This is a genomic window from Streptomyces sp. L7, from assembly GCF_050990935.1.
Taxonomy (GTDB): Bacteria; Actinomycetota; Actinomycetes; order Actinomycetales; family Microbacteriaceae; genus Leifsonia.
Genome location: NZ_CP194644.1, coordinates 3,596,716 through 3,609,408 on the forward strand (window position 1 = coordinate 3,596,716; position 12,693 = coordinate 3,609,408).

11 protein-coding genes are annotated in these 12,693 nt (G+C 69.2%); 5 read left to right on the forward strand and 6 right to left on the reverse strand.

The annotated features are described in order from the left end of the window. Positions 1-31: 31 nt before the first annotated feature. From ACR5MH_RS18240 to ACR5MH_RS18265, 6 genes are all read right to left on the reverse strand, one after another. A complete protein-coding gene (locus ACR5MH_RS18240; protein WP_431348486.1) occupies positions 32-2,152 on the reverse strand; it encodes a heavy metal translocating P-type ATPase in 2,121 nt (706 codons plus the stop codon). Continuing rightward, positions 2,149-4,461: a heavy metal translocating P-type ATPase gene (locus ACR5MH_RS18245; RefSeq protein ID WP_433862022.1), complete on the reverse strand. Its 2,313-nt coding sequence runs from the start codon at positions 4,459-4,461 to the stop codon at positions 2,149-2,151. Before ACR5MH_RS18245 ends, ACR5MH_RS18240 begins: the two co-directional genes overlap by 4 nt. 49 nt (positions 4,462-4,510) lie before the next feature. Continuing rightward, the gene (locus ACR5MH_RS18250) at positions 4,511-4,720 is read right to left on the reverse strand and encodes a heavy-metal-associated domain-containing protein (protein ID WP_158866009.1); all 210 of its coding nucleotides are present in this window, start codon (positions 4,718-4,720) and stop codon (positions 4,511-4,513) included. Between the two features lie 118 nt (positions 4,721-4,838). Beyond that, positions 4,839-5,357: a DUF2127 domain-containing protein gene (locus ACR5MH_RS18255; protein WP_431348488.1), complete on the reverse strand. Its 519-nt coding sequence runs from the start codon at positions 5,355-5,357 to the stop codon at positions 4,839-4,841. A 187-nt stretch (positions 5,358-5,544) separates the two neighbouring features. Beyond that, the gene (locus tag ACR5MH_RS18260; protein ID WP_433862670.1) at positions 5,545-5,844 is read right to left on the reverse strand and encodes an MFS transporter; all 300 of its coding nucleotides are present in this window, start codon (positions 5,842-5,844) and stop codon (positions 5,545-5,547) included. After that, complete coding sequence (locus ACR5MH_RS18265; protein ID WP_433862023.1) at positions 5,796-6,746, reverse strand: MFS transporter; 951 nt, start codon at positions 6,744-6,746, stop codon at positions 5,796-5,798. Before ACR5MH_RS18265 ends, ACR5MH_RS18260 begins: the two co-directional genes overlap by 49 nt. A gap of 35 nt (positions 6,747-6,781) precedes the next feature. Between ACR5MH_RS18265 and ACR5MH_RS18270 the strand changes: the two genes are divergently transcribed. From ACR5MH_RS18270 to ACR5MH_RS18290, 5 genes are all read left to right on the forward strand, one after another. Beyond that, positions 6,782-7,369, forward strand: a complete 588-nt coding sequence (locus ACR5MH_RS18270) for a Chromate resistance protein ChrB (RefSeq protein ID WP_431348490.1) — start codon at positions 6,782-6,784, stop codon at positions 7,367-7,369. 303 nt (positions 7,370-7,672) lie between these two features. Continuing rightward, positions 7,673-9,208 carry an FHA domain-containing protein gene (locus ACR5MH_RS18275; RefSeq protein ID WP_431348491.1) on the forward strand — a complete coding sequence of 512 codons (1,536 nt, stop codon included), beginning with the start codon at positions 7,673-7,675 and terminating at the stop codon, positions 9,206-9,208. Continuing rightward, entirely contained in the window at positions 9,205-10,131 is a 927-nt protein-coding gene (locus tag ACR5MH_RS18280) for an FtsK/SpoIIIE domain-containing protein (RefSeq protein ID WP_433862024.1), read from the forward strand. Before ACR5MH_RS18275 ends, ACR5MH_RS18280 begins: the two co-directional genes overlap by 4 nt. Beyond that, a complete protein-coding gene (locus ACR5MH_RS18285) occupies positions 10,128-12,173 on the forward strand; it encodes an FtsK/SpoIIIE domain-containing protein (protein WP_431348493.1) in 2,046 nt (681 codons plus the stop codon). The genes ACR5MH_RS18280 and ACR5MH_RS18285 overlap by 4 nt, the downstream gene beginning before the upstream one ends. Before the next feature lie 133 nt (positions 12,174-12,306). Beyond that, positions 12,307-12,591, forward strand: coding sequence for a pyrophosphorylase (locus ACR5MH_RS18290; protein WP_431348494.1), 285 nt, complete (start codon positions 12,307-12,309; stop codon positions 12,589-12,591). The last annotated feature ends 102 nt before the right edge of the window (positions 12,592-12,693 follow it).

Consider the following 12,693-nt stretch of genomic DNA (forward strand, 5'->3'; position numbering starts at 1 on the left):
CGGGAGTCTTTCGCAGCGGGAGAGGGCGGCGTCAGCGGGTGAGGATGGCGCGGGTGCTGACCTCGGGGGCGAGGTCGAGGCGGCGGAGCAGTTGGGCGTTGAGGGCGACCACGACCGTCGACAGCGACATGAGGATCGCCCCGACGGACATGGGCAGGACGAACCCGATCGGCGCGAGCACGCCGGCGGCGAGGGGCACGGAGATCAGGTTGTAGCCGGCGGCCCACCACAGGTTCTGCTTCATCTTGCGGTAGCTGGCGCGGGAGAGCTCGATGACCGAGAGCACGCTGCGCGGGTCGGAGCTGGCCAGGATGACGCCGGCGGAGGCGATCGCGACGTCGGTTCCCGCGCCGATCGCGATGCCGACGTCGGCCTGCGCGAGGGCGGGGGCGTCGTTGACGCCGTCGCCGACCATCGCCACTTTGCGGCCTTCCTTCTGGAGTTCAGCGACGGTGCTGGACTTGTCCTCCGGTCGCACGTGCGCGTAGGTGCGGTCGATGCCGAGTTCGGCGGCGACCGCGTTCGCGACCGCTTCGGCGTCGCCGGTGATCATGACGACCTGGACGCCCAGCTTGTGGAGCGCATCGACGGCCTCCCGGGATTCCGGGCGCACCTCGTCGGCGAGCTTCAGGCCGCCGATCAGCGCGCCATTGCGGAGCACGTGGAGGATGATCGCTCCTTCACTGCGCCACGATTCCGCCTCGTCGACCTCGGCGGCTCCTGCTTCTTCGAGCAGGCGCGGGCCGCCGACACGGATCTCGGACCCGTCGACGGTCGCGGTCACACCGACGGCCGGCGAGGACGAGAACCCCGTGGCCGTCGGCATGGTCAGTTCGCGCTCACGTGCGGCGCGGACGATCGCGGTGGCCAGCGGGTGCTCGCTGTCCGCCTCGGCCGCCGCTGCGAAGGCGAGCACCTCGTCCTCGCTCAGCGCGCCGACGGGCGCGATCGCGGTGACGGTCGGCTCGCCCTTGGTGAGCGTGCCGGTCTTGTCGAACAGGACCGTATCCACGGTGCGCATGCTTTCCAGCGCAAGACGGTCCTTCACCAGCACACCGCCGCGAGCGGCGCGCTCGGTCGCGATGGAGACGACCAGCGGGATCGCGACGCCCAGCGCGTGCGGGCAGGCGATGACCAGCACCGTGATGGTGCGCACGACCGCGTCGTCCGGGCTGCCGACGAGCGTCCACACGACAGCGGTGATGATGGCGGCGCCGAGCGCGAACCAGAACAGCAGCGCGGCGGCGCGGTCGGCGATCCGCTGTGCCCGGGAGGACGAGTTCTGCGCCTCCGTCACCAGGCGCTGGATGCCGGCGAGGGCGGTGTCGTCGCCGACGGCTGTGACCTCGACACGGAGGCCGGAGTCGACCGCCACCGTCCCGGCGGTCACCGTGTCCCCGTCACCGCGGGAGACCGGACGGGATTCGCCGGTCACCATCGACTCGTCCATCTCCGCGCGACCGTCGACGATGCGCCCGTCGGCGGGGACGCTGCCGCCAGGCCGAACCAGCACCACGTCGCCTACTCGGAGGTCGGCAGGGGCGACCTTCACAGTGGTGTCCCCCTCGATCCGTTCCGCCTCGTCGGGGAGGAGTGCGGCGAGGGAGTCGAGCGCCGAACTGGTCTGGGCGAGCGAGCGCATCTCGATCCAGTGGCCGAGCAGCATGATCACGATCAGGAGGGCCAGCTCCCACCAGAACTCCAGCTCGTGGTCGAGCAGTCCGAGGGTGGCGCCCCAGGAGGCGAAGAACGCGACGGTGATCGCCAGGCCGATCAGCAGCATCATGCCGGGCGTCCGGTTCTTCAGTTCGCTGTAGGCGCCGCTGAGGAACGGCCAGCCTCCCCATGCGTACATGACGGTGCCGAGCACTGGCGCGATCCACAGCGCCCAGCCCGGCACCGTGTAGCCGAGGATCATCGCGAACATCTGCGAGGTCGCGACGACCGGGACGGCGATGATCAGGTTGATCCAGAAGAGTCGCCGGAACTGTCCGACGTGGTCGCCGTGTCCGGCATGCCCCGAGTGGCCTGCATGGTCGGAGTGGTCCATGCTGCTGTGGTCGATGCCGGCGTGATCGGCGGCGGAGTGTGCGTCGTGGGCCGCCGGTTCGGCGGTCTCGGTGTGCGGGTGGTGAGCGTGCGGGTCGGTCATGAGGTCGCTTCCGTTGTGCGAATGCTCTGGTTCGAGTGTGACACCGTGCTCGGCACGATGCTGGTGAAGCTGCGCAGGCGCAGGCTGTTCCCGACGACGAACACGCTGGAGGCGGCCATTGCCGCCCCGGCGAGCATCGGATTCAGCAGCCCGAGGGCAGCGATCGGGATGGCGGCGACGTTGTAGGCGAAGGCCCAGAAGAGGTTCGACTTGATCGTCCGGAGGGTCTTCCGGGAGAGCCGGATGGCGTCGACCGCGCCGAGCAGGTCGCCGCGCACCAGGGTGATGTCCGAGGCCTGGATGGCCGCGTCCGTGCCGGTCCCCATCGCCAGGCCGAGGTCGGCCTGGGCGAGGGCCGGTGCGTCGTTGACGCCGTCGCCGACCATCGCGATGATCCGTCCCTCCTGCTGCAGCCCGGCGATCACGGCCACCTTGTCCTGCGGGAGCACTTCGGCGATGACCCGGTCGATGCCCGCCTCTGCGGCGATCCGCTCCGCCACCGCCTGGTTGTCTCCGGTGAGGAGGATGGGCGTCAGCCCCAGCTTCCGGAGGCTGGCGACGGCCTCGGCGCTGGTCGGTTTGAGCGTGTCGGCCACGATGAGGATGCCGCGGACCCGGCCGTCCCAGGCGACCGTCACGACTGTCTTGCCTCCCGCTTCCGCCGCCGATTTGCGGGTGGCGAGCTCCGGCCCGAGTACGAGCGACCAGTCGGCCAGGAGCGAGTCGCGGCCGACGAGCACGGCGTGCCCCTCGACGACGCCCTGAACGCCCCGGCCTTCGATGTTGTGGAACTCGTCGACGGGCGGGAGGGTGCCGGCCTGCTCGGCGGCCGCTTTCGCGATCGCCTGCGCGATCGGGTGTTCGGAGGCGTGCTCGAGCGCCCCGGACAGCCGCAGCAGATCATCGCGCCGGGTGCCGGATTCCGCGATGGCCTCGACGAGCGTCATTCGACCGGTGGTCACCGTGCCGGTCTTGTCGAGCACGACGGTGTCGACGGAGCGGGTGGACTCCAGCACTTCGGGTCCAGTGATGAGGACTCCCAGCTGGGCTCCCCGTCCCGTGCCGACGAGCAGGGCGGTCGGCGTGGCCAACCCGAGCGCGCAGGGGCAGGCGATCACGAGGACGGCGACCGCGGCTGTGAAGGCGGCCGCGACCGGGAACCCGGCGATCAGCCAGGCCGCCAGGGTCACCACAGCGATCCCGATCACGATCGGCACGAAGACTGCCGAAACCCGGTCGGCCAGGCGCTGGACCTCGGCTTTGCCGGTCTGCGCGTCTTCCACGAGCTGTGCCATCTGCGCGAGCTGGGTCTCGGACCCGATCCGGGTGGCCCGGACGAGCAGCCGGCCCCCGGCGTTGACGGTGGCGCCGGCGACGGCGTCGCCTGCGACCACTTCGATGGGGACGGACTCGCCGGTGAGCATCGAGGCATCCACAGCCGAACTGCCGGAGACCACGACCCCGTCTGTGGCGATCTTCTCGCCCGGGCGGACCACGAACTCATCGCCCACCCGCAGTTGCTCGACGGGGATCCTCGATTCGGTCCCGCCACGGAGGACGGCGACCTCCTTCGCCCCCAGCTCCAGCAGCGCACGGAGGGCCGCCCCCGCCCGACGCTTCGCCCGCTTCTCGAAGTAGCGGCCGGCCAGGATGAACACCGTCACCCCGGCCGCCACCTCGAGGTAGATGTTCGACGCGCCGTCCGACGGCGCGAGGGCCAGCTCGAAGGCGTGCGTCATGCCGGGCATACCCGCCGTGCCGAAGAAGAGAGCATAGAGCGACCAGAGGAAGGCGGCTGTCACACCCAACGAAATGAGCGTGTCCATCGTCGCCGCACCGTGTCGGAGGTTCGTCCACGCCGCCTTGTGGAACGGCCACGCACCCCAGACGACCACCGGCGCCGCAAGGGTCAGCGAGGCCCACTGCCAGTACGTGAACTGAAGCACGGGGATCATCGCCAGGGCGACCACGGGAACAGCCAACACCCCGGAGATCACCAGCCGCGTGCGCAAAGAAGCCAACTCCGCGTCGACCGGCTCTGCAGCAGCCTGCTCGGCAGGAGCGGCCGGCGGCGCAGGCACGGCGGCGGTGTAGCCCGCCTTCTCGACCTCGGCGATCAGCGCGGCAACCTCGTATCCGAGAGGGGCGGTCACCTTCGCCTTCTCGGTGGCGTAGTTGACCGTCGCGGTGACGCCGTCCAGCTTGTTCAGCTTCTTCTCGACCCGCATCGCGCAGGAGGCACAGGTCATCCCGCCGATCTCCAACTCCACGGCGGTGTTCGGCTCATCGGCCGGGGTCGTGATGCTCATCGAACCTCCTCGATCAGAATGCGTTGCGGACGGGTCGCTGCGCTGGGCCTTAGGCGCGTACGGCGGAATACCCGGCCTCTTCGACGGCAGCCAGCACAGCAGAGTCATCGATCGGCTCGGCCGAGGTGACGACCAGCTTCCCGGTCTGCGCGCTCACGGTGAGCGCGGTCACGCCCGCCACCTGCTCGACTTCTTCGCGGACGGACATCTCGCAGTGGCCGCAGGTCATTCCGGTCACCTGGTACACGTTCTCGCTCATCATCGATCCTTTCGTCGTATACCCCCGATGGGTATGCGATCACGATAACACTTATACCCCCAGAAGGTATTCCTGGAGTGGAAGAGAGTCCGGAGACAGAGGGCGCGGAGGTGGTGTGTCAGCCCGAGGTGGGGCGACGGAAGATCCAGTCGAGGGTGCCGCGCCAGGTGTTGCGCAGTTCGCGGTTCCGTCGCCACTCCCGCCAGGTCAGCCAGATGATCACCGCGTCGAAGACGGTCAATACGGCGACCCCGAGGGATGGCTTCGTGACCAACTCGTACAGCTGGAAGACCAGGAATGCCCCCAGCGCCGCCATCGCCCACGGGTAGACGCGCCGTGACCCGACGAGGAGGGCGATGACGATCGCGATCTTCACCACCCCGTGCAGGAGGAGGTACGCGGCGACGAATGCCACGCTGCCCGCGTGGAGATGGGAGACGCCGTGGATGAGGAGGTTGGCGATCAGGTCGTGGGGGTCCTCGGACAGCTCTTCCGCAGTCGCTGAACCGACGGCGCCGCGCAGCTCGGCCGGGGTTGCGAAGAGGAGCAGCACGCCGCCGATCAGCTCGACCAATCCGTCGATGCCTTTGAACAACACCCCGAGGAGGAAGACGAGGTCGAGAACCCGTTCCTTCACGACACCTCCCACTCTTTCCTTCGGGTGAATGGTGCGGCGACCGGGCGATCTTGGCAACGCCTGTTTCGAGTTGGAAGTCCGGTGGCCGCCGCGGGGGACAGGCGGCCACCGGACCGTTGGGGATCGCGGCGGCCGGATCGTGGGGGTGATCGGCGAGCCGCGGTGCGGCCACGCTATGCCACGGCTTCTAAGAGTCTGCCAAGGAATGGCTGGGCGGGTCCGGCCTGAGCGATCGGGCCGTCGCCGCCCCTGCGGTTGCGATGAGCAGGGCGAGGGTCCCGAGGGCGAGTGGAAGTCCGGCGAGGGTTCCGATGATTCCGACCAGGAGGGGTCCGCCGGCGTCACCGACCTCGCGTCCGAGTTCAGCGTTGCCCATGGTGCGGCCGAGGCGTTCTGCGGGAGTGGTCGCGGCGAGGTGGGAGTACGCCAGCGGCGTCGCTACGCCGACGGCGACGCCGATGAGGAGGGCTGCGGCATAGAGCGCGATGGGCTGGGGGAGATCATCAGCACCGAGGCCGCGGCGCCCGTGGCGAGGGCAGCCGACACTCCTACGCGAACGCTGATCCTTCCGCGGTCTCGGAGCCGACCCGCGACGGGCTGGGCGACCGCCGAGATGATTGCGATCGCTGCCACGGCGGCGGCGCTCGCGACGGGGGCGAGGCCCGCGCGGTGAAGCAGGAGGGGGAGGTATCCCACGGCGACGCCCAGCAGTGCGGTCGTGCTTGCGAGTGCGAGGGTCGGGATGAGAAAGCTGCGGTCTCTCGTCTGCCTGATGAGGTCTGCGAGCGTGTAGCGCGGTCGAGGGAGTACGGGCAGCGGCGGTACGGCGACTGCCACCCAGAAGGCGGTCGCGGTGGCCAGGAGTGCAAGTGTCAGGTACAGGGCGCCCAAGCCGCCGAAGCTCACCAGAGCGGCTCCGAGGAGCGGCCCTGCCGCGTAGCCGATGCTCTTCCACGCTCCGTATCGGCCGAAGAAGTGTCCCAGGCGTTCCTTTCCGGCCAGTCGCGCCACCGCGCTCGATGACGCCGGCGAGAACGCGGCGGCCGCGGCGCCCTGACCGAAACGGGCGGCGGCGGCGACCAGCGGAGTCGGGCTCACGATGGCGACGCTCGAGGCGAGAGCGAACGCGATCAGGCCGGCGAGGACGACGGGTTTGACTCCGATCCGGTCGCTGAGCGCGCCGAAGATCGGTTTCAGGATGACCTCGGCGACGTCGTACAGGGCGAGCACCGCCCCGAAGCTCAGCAGCGAGAGTCCGAGATCGCCGGCCTCGAGCGCGAGAGCAGTCGCGACGCCGTGAGCGCCGAACGCGGTCGTGAATCCAGCCAGGTACAGGGGAAGCACCGCGCCGCGAGGGGTGTAATAGACGCCACCGGTCAACTGTAACATTCGTTACAACCGTGACGACGGTTACAATCGCGAGCGTGACACCAGAAGTGAATTGGGTCCTCGTCTTCGTTCAGTTGCCGTCGGAACCGTCACGGCATCGCGTCGCCGTCTGGCGCGAACTGCGGAAGGGCGGCGCCGTCCCCGTCTCTCAAGGCGCGTGGGCGCTTCCCGACGCACCCGCGTTCGCGGCATCGCTGGAACGAGCCGAGAAACTCACTCTGGCGGGCAACGGAGTCTTCGCGGTGATCGACGCGGCACCGCGCACGGAGGCCGCTCGCAGCTTGATCCGCGACGCGTTCCTTGCGGCCCGTGCAGATGAGTGGAACGAGTTCCAGGCGGACTGCGGCAAGTTCGAAGACGAGATCGCCCGGGAGATCGCGAAGCAGAAGTTGACCTTCGGAGAACTGGAGGAGGAGGAGCAGAGCCTGGACCGGCTGCGTCGCTGGTTCCGTGAGCTGAAGAAACGCGACATCCTGTCTCTTCCGGAGGCCGAGCAGGCTGCCGGAAGACTGAAACGCTGCGAGGATGCGCTCACCGGCTACGCGGACCTGGTCTACGAGGCGATGCGCGGTCGCGCCGCCGCAGGCCTCGTCCCCACGGACGACGGGCCGGGCCGGCCATGACCACCCGGCGAATCGCGACCGGCGGCTCCAGCAGTGCGCTGTCGAGCCGGTCCTCGGCGCGATGATCAGGCGGAGCTGGTGCGGTTGCGTCGGCTCCATCCCTTCAGCCGGTCGTTTTCGCTCGCTCGATCGCTCAGCCGACCACGAACTCTTCGAATGCCGTGCGGGGCTTCGCGGACCGCACGGGCCCGGCCGATAGGGTGAGGGAACGTCGTAGCGCGGGGTGCGTCGTCGAGCTTGCCCTGCGCATCGTCGATCTCCTGCCGGCCCGCACGCGTCGATCAACCCCTGGAGTATCCAGTCATGCGCCTCAAGCTGACGCTCAACCGGCCTTCGGGCACGCCTGCCGACATCATCGTGACGACCGATGCCGCAGCGAGCATCTCGGAGGTCGCCACCGCGATCGCACGGCTCGATCCGATGGGCGGGGGTACGCAGGCGCTTGCGTCCGCACCGCCTTCCGACGAGGCGCCGCTCACCCTGCGGGCGAAACTTCCCGGCCAGGCCGAACCCGTGCCGCTGCCGCCCGACGTGCCGGTGGGGGAGGCCTGGATAGCGAGCGGGGCAGTCGTGCAGCTCATGCCCGCCGATGTCCACTTCGCCGGCAAGGATGCCGCCGGTCGCATCGACGTCGCCACGGTCACCGTGCTGAGCGGGCCGGATGCCGGAAGCAGGTTCCCCCTGACGCAGGGCACCACCATCCTGGGCCGGGGCCCGGACTGCGACATCGTGCTGCACGACGACCTGGTCTCGAAGCGGCACGTGCGCTTCGAGACGTCCGACTCGGTCGAGGCCGTCGACCTCGGCAGTGCGAACGGCATCGTCGTCGACGGCGGCATCGTTCCGCGCCTCCGCATCACGCGCGAGGAGACCCTGCTCATCGGCGACTCCGAGTTGAGGGTCACGATCACGCACCCGGACGCGACGCCGGTGGCCCTTCGAGCGGGCCCGGTCTTCTTCAATCGCTCGCCCAGGGTGGAGGTGCGCTACGCCGGGCACGAATTCGCGGCGCCCGAAGTCCCGGCGAAGCTGGAGCCGCAGCCCTTCCCGCTCCTCGCCATGATCGCGCCGCTGCTCGTGGGCGGCCTCATGTTCGCGTTCTCCCAGCAGATCACCTCGCTGCTTTTCATCCTCATGTCGCCCGTGATGATGGTGGGCAACGCGATGACCGAGAAGACGCGTGGAAAACGGCGCCTGAAGAAATCCATCGTGGAGTTCGACGAGCGTCTCAGCGTTCTGGCCGACGAGCTCGACAGAGAACTGATCACGGAGCGCGAGCTGCGCAGCAGAGAGTCGCCGTCGACGGAGGATGTCTTCGAGCAGGCCGTCCGGCGCGGTCCGTGGTTGTGGACGCGGCGGCCCGAACACTGGTCGTTCCTCACCGTTCGCTTGGGCGTGGGGCGCATGAAGAGCCGCAACACCATCACGGTGGCGCCCCGGGGGAGATCCTCAAGGAGTACCAGGACCGCCTGGACGACGTGGTCGCCCGCCGCGAGACGGTCGAGAACGTTCCGATCGTCGACAACCTGTTCGAGTCCGGCGCGCTCGGAATCGCCGGATCGCCGGATCAGGCCGTCGGCAGCGTCAACTCGATCATGGTGCAGCTCACGGCGCTGCACTCGCCGGCGGAACTGGCGGTGGCCGCGGTGGTGTCTCCGCGCTGGTCGGCGGAACTCGAGTGGCTCAAGTGGATCCCCCACACCTCGAGCCCCCAGTCTCCGCTCGCAGTCGGGCATCTCGCCGACAGTGCGGCGAGTGGAACCCTTCTCGTCGCTGCGCTCGAGGGACTGGTCGACTCCCGTCTCGCACCCGGGTCGGTGCAGCGCCGCGGCGCCATGAAGGCCGATCCGGCGAAACTGGATCGTGGCTCGGAGGTGGGCGCGGATCAGGCCGCTCAGGGCACGCCTGCCCCGATTCCCGCCGTCGTCGTCCTCATCTCGGACGATGCGTCGGTCGATCGTGCGCGTCTCGTGCAGCTGGCCGAGCGCGCGGCCGACGCCGGCGTCTATCCCATCTGGATCGGCGAGGACGTCACCGCGCTTCCCGCTGTGTGCCGCACCTACCTCGAACTGGGGGACGAGCGCGGCGCGGGTCGCGTCGGCCTCGTACGCCTGGGCGAGGTCATCGAGGACGTCGCGACCGAGACGGTGGACGGGGCTCGAGCGCTCGAGTTCGCGAGGCGAATGGCGGCGGTCATCGATGCGGGCGCCGTCATCGCGGATTCGAGCGACTTGCCGCGATCCATTTCGCTGGTGTCACTGCTCGGCCATGATCTGGTGGAGACGAGCGACGCGGTCGTCGACCGCTGGCGGCAGAACAACTCGCTGAACGACAGAAGCGGGAAGGCTCCCGCTGCGCGCCGCACGGGAACGCTCCGCGCCACGGTCGGCTCTGCGGGCATCGACGCCATGCACCTGGACCTGCGTACCCAGGGTCCGCACGCGCTCGTCGGCGGCACGACCGGTGCGGGCAAGTCCGAGTTCCTTCAGGCGTGGGTTCTCGGTATGGCCCTCGAGTACAGCCCAGATCGGGTCGCGTTCCTGCTCGTCGACTACAAAGGCGGCTCGGCGTTCGCGGACTGCGTGCATCTGCCGCACTGCGTGGGGCTCGTCACCGACCTGAGCCCGCATCTGGTGCGCCGTGCGCTGACCAGCCTGCGTGCGGAGCTGCGGCATCGGGAGCACCTGCTCAACCGCAAGAAGGCGAAGGACCTGCTCGAACTCGAGCGCCGGGGCGACCCCGACAGCCCCCGGCACTCGTGATCGTCATCGACGAGTTCGCGGCCCTGGTCGGCGAGGTGCCCGAGTTCGTCGACGGTGTCGTCGATATCGCCCAGCGTGGCCGGTCCCTCGGCATCCACCTCATCATGGCGACGCAGCGCCCCGCCGGCGTGATCCGGGACAATCTGCGTGCGAACACCAACCTGCGCGTCGCGCTGCGGATGGCCGACGATGCCGACTCGACCGATGTGGTGGGAACGAACGAGGCTGCCCATTTCGACCCGGGAATCCCGGGCAGGGGCGTGGCGAAGAGCGGCCCCGGCCGGCTCACGCCGTTCCAGGCCGGCTACACGGGAGGGTGGACGAGCCGGGAGCCGGAACGTGCCGGCATCGATATCGCGGACCTCCGCTTCGGCGGCGAGGTGCGCTGGCAGGATCCGGCCGCCGCGAACCCGGATGCCGACCTGAAGCGAGACCCGGGCCCGACCGATCAGCAGCGTCTGGTCGCGGCGGTCGTGGATGCGCAGCAGATCTCCGGCGTGCCCGCGCCGCGACGGCCGTGGCTCGACGAACTGGCACCCGCGTACGACTTGAGCCTTCTGCGTCAGCGCACCGACTCGGCGCTCCTGCTCGGCGTCGCCGATGCGCCGGAGCGTCAAGAGCAGGTTCCCGTCTACTTCCAACCGGACATCGACGGCAACCTCGCCATTTACGGAACGGGCGGGTCGGGCAAGTCCACGACCCTCCGCACGCTCGCCTGCTCGGCGGCCATCACTCCGCGCGGAGGCCCGGTGCGTGTCTACGCCCTGGACTTCGGGGCCGGGGCGCTGCGGATGCTCGAGCAGCTTCCGCACGTCGGCGCCGTCGTACGGGGCGACGACGTGGAGCGGGTCGCGCGCCTGTTCCGTATGCTCCGCAAGGAACTCGACGACCGTTCCGTCCGGTTCGCGACCGCCAGCGCATCCACCATTGCGGAGTACCGCGCACTCGCCTCGCAACCGCAGGAAGCGCGGATCCTGCTGTTGATCGACGGATTTCCCAGCTTCCGGGAGGACTACGAGGCGCTGGGAAATCGTGCGGCGCTGTACGACATCTTCCGCGATATCCTCACGGACGGCCGCCAACTGGGCCTCCACATCGCCTTCACCGCTGATCGCAGCGGCGCGGTGCCCAGCTCGGTCTCCGCCAGTGTGCAGCGCAACGTGGTGCTTCGGCTCGCGGACGAGGATGGCTATCGCATGCTGGGGGCGCCCGTCGACGTTCTCTCGCCGGCATCGCCGCCCGGGCGCGCGATCGTGGACGGCTTGGAGACCCAGATCGCCGTGCTCGGCGGCTCTTCTGCGGTCTCGGAGCAGTCTGCCCACGTCACGGAGCTCGCTGAGGCCATGGAGCGGGCCGGTGTGACACCGGCCCCCACGGTCGGTTCCCTGCCGGTCGAGTACCGGCAGTCCGCGCTGCCCGAACGGGTCGGGGACAGCCCCGCGCTGGGGATCGGCGAGACGGAACTGAAGCCGATCGGCTTCGACCCCGTCGGTGCGACGGTTCTCTCCGGGCCTCCGGGGAGCGGGCGGACCACGGCGTTCATCACCATGGCCCGTTCGGTGCGGCGCTTCGACCCGACTGCCCGGCTGTACTACATCGGCAATGCGCGGTCGGTCGCCTCGCGCGAGACGATGTGGGCCGAGAGCGCCACGACGGCAGAGACCGCCGACGTGCTCGCGGTCCGGCTGAGCGCCGCAGTGCGCGAGGAGGGCGGCGAGCGGATCGGCGTCTTCATCGAGTCCATCGGGGACTTCTCGCAGTCCGCGGCGGACGCGTCGCTGACCGAGCTCATCAAGGCGGTCAATCGCAGCGACCACTTCCTTCTCGCGGATGGGGACCCGAGCGGTTGGTCGTCCAGCTGGGGGATGATCGGCGAAGCGAAGGCGAGCCGGCGGGGTCTCCTGCTGCAACCGGAGAGCACCGACGGCGACATCATCCTGAACACACCGCTGCCGCGCGCCGGTCGTAACGAGTTCCCGCCGGGCCGCGGAGTCTACGTGGCGAGGGGCGCCCTGGAGCGCGTGCAGTTGCCGCTGCCGTGAGCATGGGGAGTTGTGCCCATGTACGGGCGGCCGCGCCTGGCCTAGCATCGATTCAACGAGCCGGCCGGAACTCGACCCGGTAGGCCGACATCGGGTCCTGCGATCCGCAGGCGATTGGAATGAGGGGATATCCATGTCTTCACGTGTTTTGTCGACGGAAGCCGCGAAGGCGGCGATCGGTCAGATTCAGACGATCATCAACGGCGGTCTGACCGACCAGATCAGCGCCCTGGATGCGCAGGGCAAGATCCTCTCCGAGCCCAACAACTGGGATGGCCCGTTGGCGGAGACGTTCCGTAACGACACGTGGCCCAGCACAAACGCGGCGCTGAAGAACGCGATCCAGAAGCTGGACGAACTCCACCGCGAGCTCAAGACGATCTCGACGAACATCTTCACCGCCGGCGGCGGCAGCTGACCCGAGCACTACTCCGTATCCCTCCGCGTCGCGAGGAGACGGGCGGATCTGCGGATCGTGCCCGTCTTCCGCGATGGACGGCGCGTTCGAAGTTCGTAGGAG